The organism is Candidatus Poriferisodalis sp. (assembly GCF_965204125.1).
Taxonomy (GTDB): domain Bacteria; phylum Actinomycetota; class Acidimicrobiia; order Acidimicrobiales; family Poriferisodalaceae; genus Poriferisodalis.
Genome location: NZ_OZ241968.1, coordinates 540,591 through 559,322 on the forward strand (window position 1 = coordinate 540,591; position 18,732 = coordinate 559,322).

The 18,732-nt window shown below is 67.2% G+C and carries 18 protein-coding genes and 1 tRNA gene; 4 read left to right on the forward strand and 15 right to left on the reverse strand.

Annotated elements, in window-relative coordinates:
* Positions 1-91 precede the first annotated feature (91 nt).
* Both ACOGXD_RS02685 and ACOGXD_RS02690 read right to left on the reverse strand, forming a co-directional pair.
* Positions 92-952, reverse strand: coding sequence for a cytochrome c oxidase assembly protein (locus ACOGXD_RS02685; protein WP_419916389.1), 861 nt, complete (start codon positions 950-952; stop codon positions 92-94).
* Between the two features lie 2 nt (positions 953-954).
* On the reverse strand, positions 955-1,701 hold the full coding sequence (locus ACOGXD_RS02690; RefSeq protein ID WP_419916390.1) for an SCO family protein: 747 nt from the start codon (positions 1,699-1,701) through the stop codon (positions 955-957).
* A gap of 116 nt (positions 1,702-1,817) precedes the next feature.
* Here ACOGXD_RS02690 and ACOGXD_RS02695 point away from each other — a divergent pair, with 116 nt between their 5' ends.
* Positions 1,818-4,175 (forward strand): ATP-binding protein, encoded by a 2,358-nt coding sequence (locus tag ACOGXD_RS02695; protein ID WP_419916391.1) that lies wholly within the window; start codon positions 1,818-1,820, stop codon positions 4,173-4,175.
* A gap of 93 nt (positions 4,176-4,268) precedes the next feature.
* On the opposite strand, the gene ACOGXD_RS02700 is transcribed toward ACOGXD_RS02695, so the two are convergent.
* From ACOGXD_RS02700 to ACOGXD_RS02740, 9 genes are all read right to left on the reverse strand, one after another.
* The gene (locus ACOGXD_RS02700) at positions 4,269-5,414 is read right to left on the reverse strand and encodes an amino acid ABC transporter substrate-binding protein (protein ID WP_419916392.1); all 1,146 of its coding nucleotides are present in this window, start codon (positions 5,412-5,414) and stop codon (positions 4,269-4,271) included.
* A gap of 49 nt (positions 5,415-5,463) precedes the next feature.
* Positions 5,464-6,480, reverse strand: a complete 1,017-nt coding sequence (locus ACOGXD_RS02705; RefSeq protein WP_419916393.1) for an NAD-dependent epimerase/dehydratase family protein — start codon at positions 6,478-6,480, stop codon at positions 5,464-5,466.
* On the reverse strand, positions 6,477-7,091 hold the full coding sequence (locus ACOGXD_RS02710; RefSeq protein WP_419916394.1) for a sterol desaturase family protein: 615 nt from the start codon (positions 7,089-7,091) through the stop codon (positions 6,477-6,479). The genes ACOGXD_RS02705 and ACOGXD_RS02710 overlap by 4 nt, the downstream gene beginning before the upstream one ends.
* A 61-nt stretch (positions 7,092-7,152) precedes the next feature.
* A tRNA-Ala gene (locus tag ACOGXD_RS02715) sits at positions 7,153-7,225 on the reverse strand.
* Positions 7,226-7,290: 65 nt separating this feature from the next.
* The gene (locus tag ACOGXD_RS02720; RefSeq protein WP_419916395.1) at positions 7,291-7,494 is read right to left on the reverse strand and encodes a hypothetical protein; all 204 of its coding nucleotides are present in this window, start codon (positions 7,492-7,494) and stop codon (positions 7,291-7,293) included.
* A gap of 335 nt (positions 7,495-7,829) precedes the next feature.
* Positions 7,830-8,315, reverse strand: coding sequence for a cyclic pyranopterin monophosphate synthase MoaC (moaC, locus tag ACOGXD_RS02725; protein WP_419916396.1), 486 nt, complete (start codon positions 8,313-8,315; stop codon positions 7,830-7,832).
* Positions 8,316-8,330: 15 nt separating this feature from the next.
* Entirely contained in the window at positions 8,331-9,359 is a 1,029-nt protein-coding gene (gene moaA, locus ACOGXD_RS02730; RefSeq protein ID WP_419916397.1) for a GTP 3',8-cyclase MoaA, read from the reverse strand.
* Between the two features lie 71 nt (positions 9,360-9,430).
* Positions 9,431-10,654 carry a gephyrin-like molybdotransferase Glp gene (gene glp / locus ACOGXD_RS02735; RefSeq protein WP_419916398.1) on the reverse strand — a complete coding sequence of 408 codons (1,224 nt, stop codon included), beginning with the start codon at positions 10,652-10,654 and terminating at the stop codon, positions 9,431-9,433.
* 60 nt (positions 10,655-10,714) lie between these two features.
* A complete protein-coding gene (locus ACOGXD_RS02740) occupies positions 10,715-11,866 on the reverse strand; it encodes a UTP--glucose-1-phosphate uridylyltransferase (RefSeq protein WP_419916399.1) in 1,152 nt (383 codons plus the stop codon).
* A 148-nt stretch (positions 11,867-12,014) separates the two neighbouring features.
* Here ACOGXD_RS02740 and ACOGXD_RS02745 point away from each other — a divergent pair, with 148 nt between their 5' ends.
* Both ACOGXD_RS02745 and ACOGXD_RS02750 read left to right on the forward strand, forming a co-directional pair.
* Entirely contained in the window at positions 12,015-12,392 is a 378-nt protein-coding gene (locus ACOGXD_RS02745) for an FmdB family zinc ribbon protein (RefSeq protein ID WP_419916400.1), read from the forward strand.
* Positions 12,393-12,459: 67 nt separating this feature from the next.
* On the forward strand, positions 12,460-13,077 hold the full coding sequence (locus ACOGXD_RS02750) for a hypothetical protein (protein WP_419916401.1): 618 nt from the start codon (positions 12,460-12,462) through the stop codon (positions 13,075-13,077).
* Here the strand turns inward: ACOGXD_RS02750 and ACOGXD_RS02755 are convergent.
* Genes ACOGXD_RS02755 through ACOGXD_RS02770 form a run of 4 tightly spaced genes read right to left on the reverse strand, consistent with a single transcriptional unit; the run spans position 13,061 to position 17,489 of the window.
* On the reverse strand, positions 13,061-13,921 hold the full coding sequence (locus ACOGXD_RS02755; protein WP_419916402.1) for an undecaprenyl-diphosphate phosphatase: 861 nt from the start codon (positions 13,919-13,921) through the stop codon (positions 13,061-13,063). The two genes, ACOGXD_RS02750 and ACOGXD_RS02755, sit on opposite strands and share 17 nt — an antisense overlap.
* Positions 13,922-13,929: 8 nt before the next feature.
* A complete protein-coding gene (locus ACOGXD_RS02760; protein ID WP_419916403.1) occupies positions 13,930-14,655 on the reverse strand; it encodes a PHP-associated domain-containing protein in 726 nt (241 codons plus the stop codon).
* A 3-nt stretch (positions 14,656-14,658) separates the two neighbouring features.
* Positions 14,659-16,023, reverse strand: coding sequence for a TldD/PmbA family protein (locus ACOGXD_RS02765; protein WP_419916404.1), 1,365 nt, complete (start codon positions 16,021-16,023; stop codon positions 14,659-14,661).
* Between the two features lie 20 nt (positions 16,024-16,043).
* Positions 16,044-17,489 carry a TldD/PmbA family protein gene (locus ACOGXD_RS02770; protein ID WP_419916405.1) on the reverse strand — a complete coding sequence of 482 codons (1,446 nt, stop codon included), beginning with the start codon at positions 17,487-17,489 and terminating at the stop codon, positions 16,044-16,046.
* 309 nt (positions 17,490-17,798) lie between these two features.
* Here ACOGXD_RS02770 and ACOGXD_RS02775 point away from each other — a divergent pair, with 309 nt between their 5' ends.
* Positions 17,799-18,719, forward strand: a complete 921-nt coding sequence (locus tag ACOGXD_RS02775; protein WP_419916406.1) for a lysylphosphatidylglycerol synthase transmembrane domain-containing protein — start codon at positions 17,799-17,801, stop codon at positions 18,717-18,719.
* The last annotated feature ends 13 nt before the right edge of the window (positions 18,720-18,732 follow it).

Consider the following 18,732-nt stretch of genomic DNA (forward strand, 5'->3'; position numbering starts at 1 on the left):
GCCCGCCTCGACGGCCGATGAGGCCGGGCGACGAGGTGTGGCTGTCATTGCGCGCGCTCGCCGCAGCGGCGGCGCTGATCGCCGTGGTGGTCTATTGGGCGCTGGTCATCGTGGACTGAGATGCTGAGCCGGCCTCTTTGGACTCGTCGGCCCACCGCATCATCATCGCGATGATGGTTCCCCACACGATGGGAATGCCGCCCAGTTTCATGATGAGTCCCGCCATCTGCTGGTCCGTCGCAGCATCGAGGCCATAGAAGCGCGGCGCCAGCTCGTAAGTGGCATAGAGAGGGAATCCTGCGAACGTCAAGAAACCTGCAGGCACCGCCGGAACGACCCCCAGGGCCAGGAACAGGTACACCATCTTGCCGGGGTAGGCCCGCAGCCGGTGCTCGCTGAGCGGCGAGCAGATCGGCAGCCATACGAGCACGCCCGATGCCAGCCACACCGCGTCGATCACGAACGAGCCGAACTGGTTCGCTCGCAGCGTGTCGACCGCCCACGGCGAGTGCGTTGCGACCAAGCAGCCGTTGAACACCAGCCCGGCGGCAACCGGCTTGGTCAGCCGGGTCATGAACCGGTAGAGCCGCAGCCTCGCCAAGATCCGCCGAGCCATCGGCTCGGGAATGCCGAGCACCAGCAGCGGTGCCGCAACCAGCGTGTACAGCATGAACTGCGCCATGTGGGCAGAGGCCAGATAGCCGGCACCGAGGACGCCGAGCGGCCAGTCCGACGCCACCCAGAACGCCGCCACCCCGGCCAGGAAGAACCACATCTGCCGGCGCTGCGCCGCCGTCTCGGCAGCATCCAGCGGCTGCGGGCGCATGGCGCGGGCCCGCCGCCGCGCCACCAAGTACGGGACTGCGATAGCCAGCGCTGCCGCCCAGACGCCCGGATAGGCCCGCCACGACCAACTCCACGGCTCCTCGAGCGCCGAGCACCAGAAACGCATCGCTACAAGCCTGCCTCAGCCGGAGCGCTCGGTTCGATACCGGCCAGGATCGGCAGGTCATGGTCGAACTGGGTTTGGCGTGTGGGATGCGGGTACTGCGCGTAGCCGTAGCCGTTGGGGGCGTAGGCGAACACCCGGGCATCGTGGGCGATGTCGTAATCGACATCGCCATGACTCATGGCGGCCATGTCGTCGTGGGCCATGTCGTCCCCGTCTGGCGACATCTCGTGAGCGCCGGTGGTGGTGGTGTCGAAGATCTTGATCGATGCCAGCGCACCCAACGCATTCTGCAGGTCGGTCAGCTGCTGCTCGCTGTGGGGAATCAACCCCACGAAATCCTCGCTGAACTGGTCGAGGTAGGCACGGAGCACGTCTGGCGAGTCGCGATCCGGGTCGACGGTGACGGCCAGCACAGCCACATTCGTCGGCGCACCGGGACGGTTGAGCACACTCGCGAGCTGCGCGAGCTGCACGCCGCAGATGTCGGGACAGTTGGTGAACATCTGGTACACGAGCCGGACCTGCCCCCTGGTATCGGCTGCCAGGTGGAAGTCGTTGCCATCAGTGTCGGCAAACACCATCTCGGGCACCTGCCGCAGCTGCGACGCCGGCACGGCCAAGCCCTCGTATCGCGATTCGCTGTCGGCGACGCTGCTGCATGAAGCCGCCACGAACACGGCGGCCGCAATAGCTGCGAGCCGGATCCCCCACCTCACCATCGAAGCTTGGTCAGACTCGGGATCCTGCACATCGCCGGACGCTAGTGGCGGGTGCTTCCCGAGCGACATCGCGCCGTGCTTCCGGTGAGAGTTGCCGCCATGGCAGAATTCCACCACACTCGACCGGCGCAAAGAAGGGCACCGGGTTGGCTGAAATCGACCGCTTGAGGGCGGAGAACGACACTCTGCGGACCCGGCTGTCAGGGCTGACCGAGGCAATCCGGCGCATCAGCGAGGATCTCGAACTCGACACGGTGTTGCAACGCGTAGCGGACGGCGCTCGGACGCTGACCGGTGCCCGCTATGCGGTGATCGGGACGATCGACAGCGCCGGGGATTTGCGGGACGCGCTGTTCTCGGGCTTGTCGACGCAGGAACAGGACACGATGGTGAGCTACAGCGCCGGCATCGAGCTGTTCAAGTATCTGGTTGCGCCGCGGGACCCGCAGAGAACCACCGATTTCACGGCGCACATAGAAGCTGCGGGATTCACCGACTTCCAGCTGCCCATCGGCGCGTTCCTCTGCGCGCAGATCAGAGGCCGCGACGGTCAGGTGGGCTCGATCTTCGTCGGCAAGCGGCAATCTGAGGGCGACTTCACGCATGAGGATCAGGAGATCTTGGAGGTGTTCGCCAGTCAGGCGGCGCTCACGCTCGTCAATGTGCGCCGCTACCGCGATGAACTGCAGTCCAAGGCTGATCTCGAAGCACTGGTGAACGCTTCACCGGTCGGGGTGCTGGTGGCCGACGTCGCCTCGGCGACCATCGTCATGGCCAACCACGAAGCACGCCGCATCGCCTGCGTAGAGCCCGAGCCGAAAATCTTCTCCGTGGCGTCCTTGGAGCAGTTGAAGTTCAGGCGCTTGGACGGATCCGAGATCGCCCTGGAAGATCTGCCGTTCGAGTCGGCGCTGAACGATGGCGGGACTGTGCATGCGGAGGAACTTGTCATCGTGCACCCCGACGGCAGCAAGGTGCCGACGCTGATCAGCGCTGTGCCGATCCAGTCCGAGGACGGCGACTTGGGGACGGTGATCGCAACGCTCCAGGACATGTCGCCGCTGGAGGACTTGGAGCGGCTGCGGGCAGAGTTCCTGGCAATGGTGAGCCACGAGCTTCGAGCACCGCTGACATCCATCAAGGGCTCAGCCGCCACGATGCGCAGCTCGCTGATCCCGCCCGATCCCGCCGAGGTCAACCAGTTCTTCCGCATGGTCGAAGAGCAGGCCGACCATATGCGCGACCTCATCAACAACCTGCTGGACATGACCCGCATCGAGACGGGGACGTTGTCGGTGTCGCCAGAGCCGATGGATGTGGGATCGATCATCGAGCAGGCAAAGAGTGCGTTCCTGAGCAGCGGATACCGGCGCAACGTCCAGATCCAGCCAGCACGGAACCTGCCGCGAGTCTGGGGCGACAGGCAGCGGATCGTACAGGTGCTTCACAACCTGTTCTCCAACGCTGCCGCCAATTCGAGCGAGTGGTCCACGATCGGCGTCTCCGCGTCGCTTGACGGCACTCTGGTCGCCATCTCGGTCACCGACGAAGGCACGGGGATCGACCCCGAACGTCTCCCGCTGCTGTTCACAAAGTTCTCCCGCGGCCAGCGCAGCGAACCCGGCAGCACCGACAGCGGCTACGGGCTGGGCCTCGCCATCTGCCGGGGCATCGTGGAAGCTCACGGCGGCCGCATCTGGGCCGACAGTGCGGGACAGGGCCGCGGTGCCCGGTTCACCTTCACCATCCCCGCCCTCGACGAGTCCGCCATCGCGCCGACCCGCACCGGGCCCGACTCCGAGCAGGCGCACCCGACGGCGACAAGGGTGGAGCGCATCCTCGTCGTCGATGACGATCCTCAGACGCTGCATTTCGTTCGCAACACCTTGGCCAAGGCCGGCTACACGCCCATCGTCACCAGCGACCCCGGCGAGGTCGGGCAGCTGCTGGATGCCGAGATGCCTCATCTGGTGCTGCTGGACCTGCTGCTGCCTGGCACCGACGCCTTCGAGGTCGTCAAGCGTGTGCCCAAGCTGTTGGAGGTGCCCGTCATATTCGTGTCAGGGCGGGGCGACGATCAGCTCCTCGCCAAGGCCTTCGAACTGGGTGCGGCCGATTACATCGTGAAACCTTTCTCACCCACCGAGCTGCTGGCCCGGATCGCCGCCGCATTGCGTCGTCAAGCCCAATCCCAACACGCCGAGCCGTACCGTCTCGGGGACCTCACGGTGGATTTCCTCACCCACACCGCCACGGTCGCTGGGCAGACGGCGAACCTGACGCCCACGGAGTACAAGCTGCTGTCGGAACTGTGCATCAACGCCGGCCGCGCGCTCAGCTACGAGCAGCTGCTCGAGACCGTCTGGGGCGAAGGAACCAGCGGCGATGCCCAACGCGTGCGCACATTCATCAAAGACCTGCGGGCCAAGCTCGGCGACGATGCCAGGAATCCCACCTACATCCTCACCGTCCCGAACATCGGCTACCAAGCCGCCACTGCATAGGGGTGGTGCGGCGGCCGCGCCTGTGTCCACAAGCCAGTGCAAGACCTGTGGACAATTCTCGGGCTGTCGGCGGGCAGCCCTGTCGGCCGTGGTTCAGCGCGCTGGAGGGGCGTAGATCAGCCCGCCCTCGGTCCAGCGCGCATTGGGCGTGCCGGCCCGCCGCAACCCCACGGGTTCGAGGTTGCGCGTGTAGATCTCGTCATAGTTCCCGATCTGGCGGACCACTTCATAGAACGCATCGGGCGCCAAACCCATCTTGGACTGCAACTCGCCTTCGCCTCCGAGCAACCGGACCGCCTCGGCATCGAGTTCGCCACTGCCCAGCAAGTCGTCGACGTTGGCTGAGGTGATGCCTTTCTCGTCGAAGATGATCGTGGCATAGACCGTCCAGTTGACGATGTCGCCGAACGTGGACTGATTCGGCAGGTACACCGGGGCCAGCGGCTCCTTGGAGAACGGTGCCGCGGGGAAGATCACCCACTCCTGATCACCCTCCTGCTTGGCCTTGCGGCCGACCAGCCCCGATCCGTCAGTCGTCATCAGATCGCACGAGCCGTTGATGAAGCTGTCGGTGATGATGTCGAGATCCTCGAAGGTCGCCAGCTTGATCTCGACGCCAGCCGCGTTGGCGGCATCGGCGATGTTCTTCTCGGTGGTGGTCCCGGCGGTAGCGCAGACCGTCGCACCGGCGATATCCGCCACTGTGGACGCAGCGTCAAACCCGTCGCTGGCGCGTCCCATGAGCTGCTGGCCGTCGTAGAAGGTGACAGGAGCGAAGTCGAACCCCAGGTCGCCGTCGCGGCTCTGCGTCCAGGTCGTGTTGCGCACCAGCACATCGATAACGCCCGTCTGCAGTGCTGTGAACCGCTCCGCTGAGGTAAGCGGCACGAAGTTGACCGCATCGGCATCGCCGAGCATCACGATGGACAGTGCACGGCAGTAGTCAGCATCGAATCCGGTCGTGCTGCCATCGGGCTGCGTCTCGGAGAACGCCACCGCAGCGCCGTAAACGCCGCAGTTGAGAACACCCCGTGACCGCACCGTCTCCAGCAAGTCGACGTCCTGGGTCGCCTGCACTGGCACCGGATCTGCCGGCAGCGCTGCAGTGTCAGCATCGGCAGCATTGCCGGACGCGCAGCCAGCGATCAGCAGCACTGCGGCGCCGCCCGCGGCAAGGAACCTGGCGAGGTGCCTCATTCCCAGTTTGAGCACGTTCATGTCAAGATGAGGTTCAACCATCAGGCGGATACGTTAACTGTCCGAACCGGCCGACATCGGGGCGTGGACATCACCGAGTTGCGGCTGCCGCGGTCTGCTGGATCCCCTCTTCGAGTGCCGTGCGAGGGCGCCAGTGCAGGTCGCGGATGGCCTTGTCGATGCGGAAGTAGTGGTGCGTGTTCAGGTACCGGACAGCAAACCTCGACAGCCCGTCCTCGGCGGTTTCCCCCGTCCGTACTACCGAGTGGAACGCCTCCACCAGGCCGGCACCGGCATAGGCGAGCCAGTAGGGCACGCGCTTGCGCACTGCCGGGTAGCCCATTGCCATGAGCAGTCGCTCGACGAAGTCGAAGAAGGCGATCGGTTCGCCGTTGGTCACGAAATACGCCTGGCCGCAGACCGGAGTACCTGGCTCCAGCTGGGCCTCTGCAGCCACAACGGCGTCCACGACGTTGTCGATGTAGACGAAGTCGGAGAGCTTGCTGCGCGTCCCCACCTCCCGGATGCCGGCCCCGTCGGCCCGTCGCAATATGTTGGGCAAGAATCGTGTGTCGCCGGGGCCGAACACCAGATGGGGCCGTAATGCACACGCGCTGGTGCTCCCCTCGCCAGCGAATTCCAGGACATCTTGCTCGGCTGCGATTTTGCTGTCCGCATATGCGCTCAACGACGCCGCGGCATACGGCAGCTCTTCGTCGCCAGCCTCGAGGTCGCGGCCCTCGTACACCACGCTTGCCGAACTGATGTGAACCAGCTTGCGCACGCGGCCGCGCCGGCACGCTTCCAGGACGTTGCGCGTCCCGCCATGGTTCACCTCCCACATCTCGTCCTGGGCCGTATTGCGGGTTTGCACGACCGAGGCACAGTGGATGACCGTTTCCACCCCGTTGCACGCCGCGGCGATACCCGCTCCGTCCCTGATGTCGAGGTCCAGGAACTGCACATCGTCGCGGAACGGACGGCAACGCGGATTGACCACACGCACCTGCCGGCCGGCATCTGCAAACGCACGCACGACCGCTGAGCCGATGAAGCCGCACCCGCCGGTGACGAGCACAGGGCCTGCGGCTGACTCGGGACGATTCACGCGTGCTGAGTACAGGCAGAAGTGCCGAACAGCCAATCCCACAGCGGTGTGATGTTGCCGAAGTTGCCGCTGCTGCTGTGATGTGCATCGTGCCGTGCCGACCAATGGTTCGTCAGCCACGCGAGCCGCACCGGAACGCTCAGGTTGGCGTGTACCAGCACATTGACCAGGGAGTGCGCGACCGCCACCGCGATGAACGCGCCCGCCCCGAGCGGTCCGATGGCCGCCATGCTGGCGAGCAGCACCACCAGGCCTGCAACTGTTTCCAGCGGGTGCAGGTACAGCGAATCGACGGCGGTCGGATGCGAGGTTCGATGGTGCACCCAGTGGACCCTGCGCATCAGCGGTCGCCAGTGAAGCGCTCGATGGAGCCAGTAGTAGCCGAGGTCGTACAGCAGCAGGACCAGGATCGGCGCGTACCAACGGGAAGCGCGGTCGGCGTCGATCAGGTACCCGCCGAACAGCACTATGCCGACGACGTAGGTCGCCAGAGCGACGCTGCCGTTGAGTACGACATTCCGGTAGCGGCCGTCGATCAAGACTCCGTCACTGGGTGCGCGCCGCAGACGCGGCAGCTTGATGTGCATCGATTGGCAGAGCGCAATCGCCATGGACGGCACGGCAATTGCAGCCAGATAGAAGGCCGGATTCATGCGACCGTTGCCGAAGCTGTGGAGGTGAGGGGAATCGAACCCCTGGCCTCTTCGATGCGACCGAAGCGCTCTACCAACTGAGCTACACCCCCGAGGTGGGCGACCGTCGAATATATCTGCGGTGCTGTGCCTACCCGTTGGCCGCAGTGCGCTGTGCCTATTGGTTTGCCTGGCGCTGAATCATCCTGACCGTCGAAGCGGTGGCGGGATCTCGCAGCGGCAGGTAGTGCACCTCGGCGGTCGGCGCTGCGCGGCGGCGCCGCACGACGAGCATGACGAACGCCAATGACGCCAAGAGCATCAGGGCACACGCGGCAAGCGCCCAGAGCGATCCTGTGACGAGTGCGCCTGCAAGCGTCACCAACGTGCACAGCACGAGGAGCGTGCCGATATCGCGCCGACGCGTTGCTGCCTGTGCTGGCGTCGCCGGCATCGACGTGGAGGGGCTCGCCCATCGTCGCTGAGGCACGCCGACGCGTCTGCGTGGGTGCTGCCGCGAGAGCTGCGCCGCGGCCGGCGCGGACCGGCCGAGCGAGTCAAGCTGCTGGCGAAACTGGTCGACCGAAGATGTCGCCCTTCGGCGGGGTTGAAACAAGCGAGCGACGTCCGGTGCCAACACCACGATCCAGACGACCGCCAACAGCACCAAGACCAGTTGTGTCACGCATCACCTGCCTTGCTGGCTGGCCTGCCCGCCTAGGTTGCCACGTCGCGGCGGTAGGTGCCCGATTTGCCGCCCGTCTTCTCCCACAGCGCCAGATCGCCGATGACCATGGACCGATCGGCCGATTTGCACATGTCGTAGATCGTGAGCGCGGCGACCGAGCATGCCGTCATCGCCTCCATCTCGACGCCTGTTCGATCCACCGTCTCGACTTGGGCCTCGATCTCGATCCACGTGTCGGCGATCTCGAAGTTCACATACACCGCACCGACGAGCAGTGGGTGGCAGAGCGGGATGAGATCCGGCGTGCGTTTGGCGGCCTGGATGCCGGCCACCCGGGCGACAGCGATGACGTCTCCCTTTGCGATCGCACCGCGGGCAACCAGCGACGCCGTCTCGGCTGCCATGTGCACACGGCAGCGAGCAATCGCCCGGCGGTGGGACGCCTCCTTCGGCGTCACATCGACCATGCGTGCCCGGCCGAGCGGGTCCAAGTGGGTGAAGGGTGACTCGGTCATGTCCTCGCCGCCTCCCTAGCCGCCGATCTGACTCATCGTCCGTTTTGGCTTGATGAAGTTGACCTGGCCGATTGAGTGACCGGCCCACTTCGTGCCGACTGCATCGCGGATGGCAGTCGCCAGCAGATCGTCGAGCTCGGCACCCGCTGCACCACCACGCAAGATCGACCGCATGTCGAACTCGTCGAGCGCGAACAGGCACGTGCGGAACTGACCTTCGGCGGTGAGCCGCACCCGGTCGCAGTTGCCGCAGAACGGCTTGGTGACGCTGGCAATGACACCGACCTGACCGCCGCCGTCGAGATACCGGTAGCGCTCGGCGGGCTCGTTGGCGCGCACGACGGGCTCAGTCGGATACTCAGCCGAGATTGCCGCCAGGATCTCGTCGGCCGGCACAACGACATCTGCATTCCACACGTCGCCGGCTTCGAGCGGCATGAACTCGATAAACCGCACCTCGACGCCCCGCTCGCGGCCGTACCGGGCGAAATCCACCACCTCGTCGTCGTTGATGCCGCGCATCATGACCGTGTTGATCTTCACCGGAGCGAGCCCGGCGTCGATGGCCGCGTCGATACCGTCGAGCACCCGATCCAGCTCGTCGCGGCGGGTCAGCTCCAGGAATCTGTCGCGCTGCAGCGAATCGAGGCTGATGTTGATGCGCGACAGGCCAGCAGAGGCCAGCGGCTTCGCATGCAAGCGCAACGTGGCGCCGTTGGTGGTCAATGCGACGTCGACACCCAGCCGGGCGAGGCGTTCGACCAACCGCGGCAGATGCGCACGCACCAAGGGCTCACCGCCAGTCAGGCGGATGCTCTCGAAGCCGAAGCGCTCCACGCACACTTTGGCGAATCGCTCGATCTCCTCGAAGCTCAGGATCTCCGATCGCGGCAGCCACGTCATGCCTTCGGCCGGCATGCAGTACTGGCAGCGGAAGTTGCACCGGTCGGTGACGGAGATGCGCAGGTCGCCCACGATCCGGCCGAACGGATCGACGAGATCGGTCGCTTGGGCAGGGGCAACGACATCTGCTGCGCCATTCATTGGCCTGAGCGTACCCAGCAGTACGCGGGGCTGATCTTCCAGCTGCTCTGGGTCTGGGCAACCGGAGCTGCTCAGTCCAGCAGCAGCACGTCAACCGGGCCGCCGGCGCGTACTCCATCGCCGTCGGGCACGACCGCCAGCGCATTGGCCTTCGCCATCGCCCAGAGCATGTGCGAGCCCTGCCCGCCGGCGGAGCGCACTTCGATGCCACCGTTCGCGGACGTCGCGAGCACCCGCATGAAGTGCGTCTTGCCGTCGGCGCGCCGGGGCAGGTCTTCCGCGGCCGTGGCCGCAACCGTCGGACGGACGGGATCGGGATGGCCCATCATCGAGCGCAGGCCTGGCCGGGCGAACAGCTCGAACGACACCATTGACGAGACAGGATTTCCGGGCAGGCCGAAGACCGGCACATCGCCCACCGTGCCGAACGCCAGCGGTTTTGCCGGCTTGATGGCCACCTGCATCCAGCGCATGTCGCCGATGCGGTCGAGCACGGCCTTCACATAGTCGAAATCGCCCATGCTGACGCCGCCGGAGGTGACGATGGCATCGCAGGTGTCGATGCCGGTGCTGATGGCAGCTTCGATCTTGTCGGGCTCGTCGGGAGACAGTCCCAGGTCGACCGGAATCACATCGGCCCGGTGCGCCAATGCCAGCAGGGTTCGACGGTTCGAATCTCGGATCTGACCGGGCCGGAGCGGGCTGCCGTCGTCGACGAGCTCATCGCCTGTCGACAGCACGCCGACCCGCAGCCGCGGGAACACCTCCACTTCGGTCATCCCGAGGCTGCACAGCACGCCGAGATGTCCCGCAGTGAGCTCCGTGCCGACGCCGAACACATGGGTTCCGGCATGCAGGTCGTCGCCGACGGGCCGCACATGGTTGCCCGACGGAACGCTCACCTCTACACGCACGATCTCGGCCGCGCCGTCTCCGGATGCGGGCCCGTCGGTCACGATGCTCGTCCGTTCCACCATGACCACCGCATCGGCGCCCGGGGGGATCGTTGCGCCGGTCATGATGCGGCTGGCCTCGCCCGGCCCCACCGTCACCTGCGGCGCGTGTCCCGCAGCGATTGTCTCGATAACCCGCAGATCGCATGGGGCGTCGACCACGTCGGCAGACCGGACAGCGAAGCCGTCCATGGCCGTGTTGGCGAATTGCGGGATGGCTTCGGCCGAGATGATCTCGCTGGCCGTCACCAAACCCAGTGCGTCCGCAACCGGCACCGATACCGGCGTGCGCGCGGGGCATCTGTCGAGCACGAACTCACGCACGGCCTCCAGCGGCAACATCGGACGCAATGTATCGGGCACGGCGATCCTGGAGCGGCCGAGCGCTCGCGCCGGAGCCGTCTACTGAGCCGCGTCGATGCCCCGTCCCGCGAGGATCCGAGCGATCTCGGGTCGGCGTGTCTCGAGTTCCGCGGGGTCCTTGACGGGCTGGAAGCGGCCGTCGGGCCCGTCGCGCTCGACCCGCAGCATCGTGGTGTCCACGAATGCCGACAGCTCGCCGATCAGTCGCTCGAATTGCACCGCCTCGGCGCCGTCGACGTGCTTGTGCACTTCGAACCAGGTGAGCGGCCAGCCGGCAGAGAACACCTCGATGTCGGCGACGAGCGAATTCGTATTGACTGCGCCAGGCGCCAGTGGGTCGACGCCCGGTGGCAGGCGAAACGACTCCACGATCTGCAGTCGCCCGTCCACACGCCACGGAGAGCCCCCCGTAGCATCGCCCCCGACGACTTCACAGGTGAGCGGCCTCGCACCGGCCAGATGCGCGCCGATCACCGCAGGGTCCAGCGATGCTGCAGCATTGTCGACGTTGGTGACGAACAGGCAGCGCCCGCCGCCATCTGCGAACCGGCTCAGCAGGCCGCTCCGCTGCACTGCCCATGGCGCGTCGCCATGCCCTGGGGCGTGAAGCGAAACGGCGCCGTCGGCGTCGCGGAACACATCGCCGCTGGGTGTGAGGCGCATCGAGACGCCCTGAGGGGCAATGCCGATGGGAACGTCGGGCGTCGCCGCCGCAGCCGACCAGTCGCGCAGCACGCGCTCGGACTGGAAGCTGGTCATCAGCCACAAGGGAACAACGCAGTGCAGATCAGCGGTGACACGACGCAGATCGGCCAGCTTGGCGGCCGCGAACGTCAGGCCCGGGAGTACCTCGGCCAGCGCCTTCACGCCGCCCCCGAAGCGAGTGGCCATGCCTCCGGCCAGGAGCAGGACGCCCACCTGCCCGCCAGCGATCGCATCACGACCGGCACGGGCGAGCTGCTCGCGTTCGGCGGAGCCCGGCGGCGGGAGCGGCACCAGGTCGTCGTGCCGTGGGGGCTCAATGCTCCCGCGCACCCAGTTGGCCTCGGTGCTGCGCGGCGCCGATGGCTGCCGAGCGGTCAGCCGGCTGCGCAGGCCGTCGAACGTCTCGGGCTCGAAACCGTAGGCCACGAGCGTCTCGGCAGCCGCGACATCGATGCCGTACCGGTCTTCCAAGTCCGAGGCGAGCACGGTGCCAGAACCTAGAGGCTGGGTGGATTCACGACTGTCCGCCGGGAATTCGAGGCGGCCCGCCGTGGCCCAGGGCTACACTGCTCGGCGGCTCGGGCACTGCTGGTGACCCGAGTGACTGGCCCCAAGGGACACCGGACGGGACTTCATGCCGACCTACGAGTATCGCTGTACCGGCTGCGGCCAGACCTTCGAGCGCTACCAGAGCTTCTCCGACGATCCCATCGCCGTGTGCCCGCTGCCAGCAGGCGGCGCAGCGCTCAATGGGTCGGCGCCCGAGTGCGGCGGTGAGGTGCGGAAGGTGTTCTCCAACGTCGGGATCAGCTTCAAGGGCAGCGGCTTCTACCGGAACGACAGCAGGTCCGAGGGCCGGAGCACGTCGAAGGCTTCCGGCAACGACTCGTCGGACTCATCGAGTTCAAGCACAACCAGCGATTCGACAAGCAAGGAATCGGCTTCTTCGGACAGCAGCTCGTCAAACGGCACGTCGAGCTCCGCCGTGGGGGCCGCCTCGGCGTCAGGCTGACGCCTCCAGCATCGAGACAAGCCCGCAGCGGCCCCGCCGCTGCGATGGCTTCGCGACGGAGGCTCTCATGGCGTTCATCTCACAGCTCAGCGACCTCTGGCGGCGGCGCCCCAACCTGGTGCACTGGGCCGCGGTCGGTGTGGTCGCGCTCGTGGCGCTCCTGCTGGTCGCCGGCGCGGCCGGCCGAGCGCGCGCGGCGGCGGCCGCCTGGGGAACGTCGGTGCGAGTGCTGGCCGCGCAGACATCGCTGGCAGTGGGCAGCACACCGACCGAGCACGTCGATCTTGTCGAGGTGCCGGCTCATCTCGTACCCGCCGGGGCGCTCACCAGTGCGTTCGCTCTCGGTGAGCTGACCCGGGCAGTCCCGCGGGGCGCCTTGCTGACCGAGCTCGACTTCCACCCCGCATCAGGGGTGAGCCCGGGACGCCGGGGCATCGGCATCAGCGTCGTTCCCCATGCCCCCGATGTGAAGCCGGGCACCCCCGTCGAGCTGATGCTGTTCGCCGACATCGATCCGTTCGATCCCGACGTCGGCGATGCCGATCCCGCGCGCGTGCCGGCCTTCGTCCTGGCCGCGTCCCGGGATCGATGGCTTGTCGAGGTTGAGCCGGTCCACCTCGACTCGGTAGCGCGGGCCAGTGCCACGGGCGTCGTCGTTCCCGTGGTGGTTAGCGCAGACCGCTGATCGCCACTAGGGCTACGGCGGCTGCAAGTGCCAGGCGGTAGCCGGCGAACAGCGCGAAGGGGCTGCGCTGCGGGCGGCGGCCAGTCCGATCCAGCAGCCACACCATGGCGGCAACTCCCGCCCATGACGACACCGCCGCGGCCAGGCCCCCCGCGATGAACAGCTGCAGCTCTGCACCGGCAGGTGCAGCATCGCCAAGTGAAGCGAAGCGATACACACCTGCACCGGCGATAAGCGGCAGGCTCATGAGAAATGCCAGCCGCGCCGCTGCTGCCCGGTCGAAGCCAAGCCACCGACCTGCCGTGATGGTCACTCCCGATCGGCTGACGCCCGGAAGCAGCGCTGTGGCTTGCGCGAGGCCCATGCCGAGAGCATCCCGCACCCGGTAGGAATCTTGGGATCGCCGCGCGCCCCGTCGGTGCGCCGCAACGTCGGACCGCCACAGCAGCCAGCCGAAGGCGGCCAGCAGCACTGCGATCAGCAGCGGTCGCTCGGCGAGGTCGAGCAGGCGATCCTCCAGGGCGACGCCCGCAACGGCTGCAGGAACCGCCGAGGTCGCCAAGCTCACGGCGATCACGGTGTCGCGCTCGGCGCGGCCGCGGATGCCGCGCCAAAGTGCGGCGGCGTAGCGGGCGATGTCGGCACGCAGGTACAGCGCCGCTCCGGCCAGCGTTCCGACGTGCACGGCGACATCAAAGGCGTTTTCCAGCTCATTGTCGCCGTCAAAGAGATCCCATCCGGCCAGCCAGGGCACAACTTCGAGATGGGCACTCGACGAAACGGGGAAGAACTCGGTCAGTCCCTGCAGCAGGCCAAGCAGGATCGCGACGGCAGGGTCCGGCACTGCAGCCTCTAGTGATCGCTCCCCACCGAAGGAACGATGCGCGGCCTCCAGCGACGGGGTGGGTCGTAGTGATGTCCGACGGCCCAGCCCTGGCGCATCGATGCCAGAAAGCCGGCGGGATCGTCGTCGCTGAAATCGGGCATCTCCAGGTATGCGCCCCCAAGCGCCTCGGCGACGTGAGCATCGCTGCCCGCACCCGGCGCCAGGCCGTGCTCACTGGCATAGCGAGATGCCCGCGAGTTGAGGCTCGACAGGCTCGTCTTTGAGTTGATCACCTCAATGCCATCGACCAGGCCCTCGCCGACCAGCTCGTCGAGGACGTCGTGACGCAGGTTGTTGCGAAGCGGGTCGAACGGGTGCGGGATGTAGACGAGCCCGCCCTGCGACTTCACCGCCTGTGCGGCCGCGACCGGTGCCAAGCCCTGCGGCACGCGTTCGGTCAGGAACAGCCCGATGATCTCCCCGGCGTGGGTCTTCATCTCCTCGCCGACCACGACGCGTGCATCCAGCTCGCCCTGCAGCTGCTGCGCACCCCGCACAGCGTTGTGGTCGGTGATGCACACCACATCGATGCCGCTCTCGGACAGGCACTGCGCGAATTCTTCCGGTGTCGTCGTCGAGTCGCCCGACCACATGGTGTGGGTGTGGAAGTCGACGCGCACCCAGCCTGCCGGACAGCTGTCCGCGAGATGCGGATGCCGTTCGACGGCGGCTGGTGCGGGCGGGCGCGGCATCGCTCACACTCCCGAGAGCGCGATGTCGGCAACGACCAGCGGCGGCATCGACATGCCGCCGGCGAGGCGCTCGGCGGTAGCGCCGATGCCGCCGATCCCGAGCAGCATCCGCTGCAGGGTGGAAGCGATGGTGGCCTCACGGAACGGTTCGGCGAGCTCGCCGCCCGAGATCCGGTGCCCCCAGGCGCCGACCGAGAAATCGCCGCTCGTGGGATTGACCCCGCTGTGCAAGCCGCTGACGCCGCGCACCAGCACGCCGTCGCCGACCGACGCGTACAGGTCGCCGGAGGCGATGTCGCCGGTAGCGACCACGGGAGCGTGAGTGCCGACGCCAGGAAGAGACCGCGTGCCGCGCACCGCTGAGCCGGTGGAGGCAGTGTCAGATCGGCGTGCTGTGTAGGCGTTGTGCAGGAAGCCGCGCAACACACCTGCCGAGATCAGCGCGTTGCGGCGTGCTGCTAGCCCCTCGCCGTCGAAGTTCGCAGCCCCGAGCGTCGTCGGGTCGGTGGGGTCGTCGATGAGATGGAGTCGCTCGTCGGCGATCTGCTCGCCGACACGATCGGCGAACGGCGAGCGACCCTTGAGCACGCTGTCGGCGGCAAGCACGCTCGCGACCACGCCGATGAACGCCGCTGCGACCGGCGGGGCCAGCACGACGGTCACGCGTTCGCTCGGCGGCTTGGTCGCGCCGAGCTGGCCGGTGGCCAGCGACGTCGATTCGGTGATGACCCGGTCGACGTCGAGCTCGTCGGGCCGCCACGCGGCATCGCCGGCGTAGCCAATCTGCGTCTCATCGCCATCGGTGGCCAGCGGCTGAGCGCCGACCGAGCAGCTCCCGTGCTCGGACTGCACGCAGATGCCGGTGCTCGACGCAAGCGCCGACTGGGACCACCCGTCGCTCCAGGCCGCGACGCGCACGCCGGAGATGCGGGGATCCGCGGACAGGCAACGGCGTTCGAGGTCGATGGCCGCTGCGATCTTGTCAGCGTCGGACACGCTGAGCACTGCCGGATCGCTGAGGTCCAAACCGGGAGGGGCCACGTCATCGGGTTCGGCGAGTCCCTGGTGGGGATCAGGCTCGCCGAACATCACGTTGCGCCGGGCGGCCGCCAGCGTGTCGGCGACGACATCGTCGTCCAGCGAGCCGGCCGATGCGAAGCCCTGACGGCCCTCGGTGACGACGCGCACGCCGATGGCCGCGCTGTGACCGGAGCGCAACGACTCGACGTCTCCGTTGTAGGCGCGCACCGAGGTGGACCGCCCCGTCGACACGCAGACCTCGATCTGCTCGGGCCCCTGGGCCTGCTCGCACACCTGCCGCGCGAGCTGGGCCAACTCGTCAGTGTCGAACTGGCGTCGTCCGTTCACGCGCGATCACAACCCGCCGCTCACGCGGCGGTCCCCCCGACTGTCAGTGCCCGTACGCGCAGCGTGGGTTGGCCATCTCCGACGGGCACGCCCTGGCCGTCCTTGCCGCAGGTACCTGGACTCCCCATGGCGAAGTCATTCCCGAGGGCGTCGATGTCGAGCAGCACCTGGGGACCGTTGCCGATCAGGTTGCCCTCTCGCAGCGGTTCGGTGATCACGCCGTCCTCGATGAGGTACGACTCGGTCATGCCGAATACGAAATCGCCAGTGGCGGTGTTGACCTGACCGCCGCCGAGATGCGCCACATACACGCCCCACGGCGTGTCAGCGATGATGTCGGCCGGGTCGATGTCACCATTGGTGACGAACGTGTTGGTCATGCGGACCATCGGCAGGTGCGTGTAGCTCTGGCGCCGGCCATTGCCCGACGGCACCCGACCTTCATCGCGGCTGCGCAGCCAGTCCCACATGTAGTCGGTGAGGACGCCGTCGCTGATCAGCTCGTTGCGTTGTGTGGGATGGCCTTCGTCGTCGATGGCCAGCGCGCCCCACTCGGGTCCCATCGTGCCGTCATCGACCAGCGTCACGCCGCTGGCAGCCACCTGCGAACCCACCCGATCGGCGAACACCGACGCTCCTTTGCGCACCAGATCGGCTTCGAGCCCGTGACCGCAGGCCTCGTGGAAGAGCACCCCTCCCCCGCCGCGGGCAATGACCACGGGCACCTCGCCGCTCGGCGCGGGACGGGCCGCAAGCTTGGTGACGGCGCGCTGAGCAGCACGCTCGGCAAGCTCAGCAGGGTCGTGGTCGTCAAACAGCTCCCAGCCCACGGTGTAGCCGACGGTCTCGCGGCCGGTCTGCAAGCCGCCGTCGCCGCTCGCGACGCATCCCACCGAGAACAGCGTCCGCACCTGATCATCGGCGGCGCAGACGCCATGGGTGTTGGCCACCAGAATCCGGCGGCGACTCTCGCCATAGCGGGCAGTCACCTGGGTGATGGCCTCGTGAGCAGAGCGGGCGGCATCGTCTGCGGTACGCAGCAGCGCCACCTTGCGCTCGGCGCCGATGGAAGCCGGCAGCACAGCAACCCGCGGCTCGGCGAGCGCGACTCCCCCGAGCGACATCATGTCCACCGTGCCGCCACGCGGCTGACGCGTCGCCACTGCGGCAGCCGTACGAGCGGCCTCCGCCAGCCCTTGAGCGCTCAGATCGGACGTGTGCGCATAGCCCGTGACCTCACCGGCAGTGACCCGGATGCCCACACCGCGGTCGCGGCCCGAGTTCATCTCCTCCACCCGGCCTTCGTCAAGGACCACGCTGGCCGAATCCCGGTCCTCAGCGAACAGCTCTGCCCACTCGCCGCCCGCGTCCAGCGCGGCACGCAAGGTCGCGTCGACGATGTCGAGATCGACCAACGGCTCGGCTGCGATCTCTGCGGCGGCCGTAGTGTCGGATGTACGTGTCATGAAGCTGCCAAGCGTCTCAGAATTCGGCGCGGACACGTGATGCATCCGCTGCACGGCCGTATGTGGGCCGCACCGTCGTCACACTATTGTGCGAAGCCACGTGAAACGCTTCGGAACCGATGTGCGTCGCCGTGCCCCCGAGGGCGACGCGCTGGGCGAGCGCTGCGCAGGGCAGCCTGAGCGTGACTCCCGCTCGGCAGGCTGAAGGCGATGCGCGGCGCCACAGCACCAGTCCAGCCTTCGCAGCGGCGGGCTCGCATTCCACACGGCCTCGTTACAGCGTTGCGCGTCTGCGCGAGCGCAGGGCTCTTGGCCCTGCTGATCATCATCAGCCGCGATGAGTTGTCGGCGCTCGATGTCGGATCCAAGAGCGCTGCTGCAGCCTGGCTGACTGCCGCCGCCCTCGTCATCGCGGCAGCCTTCGTCATGGCGGCAATGCGCTGGTGGCAGGTGGCCGACACGCTCGACGTCCGGGTATCTGGTCGCTCGACGCTCTCCATCTATCTCGCTGCGCTGTTCGTCGGGAACTTCCTGCCCACCACCATCGGCGGCGACGTGCTGCGCGTCAACCGGCTGGCTCGCATCTGCGGCAGTCAGGCCAACGCCTTCGCCACAGTCATCATCGAACGCCTGACGGGCTGGGTCGTCCTGCCGCTGCTCACGTTGGCGGCGCTGATCTCGCAGCCGAGCCTGCTGAGACATTCCGGAGGCCAGATCGCCGGCGGACTCGCGCTGGGGACGCTGGTCGTGCTCGCATTCATCGTCTGGGTGGCAGAACATCCCCGCGGACTTGGCCGACTTGCGGGCGGTACCCGTATCCGGGAAGCGCTCGGCGCGGTGCACACGGGTCTGAGCGTGTTCCGGAGACATCCGGGGGCCGCGGGCCGATTGCTCACGGTCGGACTGGCGTATCAATTCCTGCTCGTAGTAGCGACGGCGTTGGCGGGGGCAGCGATCGGTGTGAATCCAGGTCTTCGAGCCTGGTTGGCCTTCGCGCCCATGGTGTTGATCGTCCAGAATCTGAGTGCCGTCGGCGGTCTTGGAGTGCGAGAGGGAGCTCTCGTGCTGTTCCTCGACGCCCATGGTGTCAACGAAGGCGAAGCCGTGCTGCTGGGCCTCTTGGTATATGCACTGACGCTGCTGGTGAGCCTGACCGGAGCTCCGGCGCTGGCGCTCGGCGGCCGTCGCAAGCGCAGCAAGGTACCCGCCGAAGTGCCTGCTGAGCGCTGAGTACCCTTGGGCC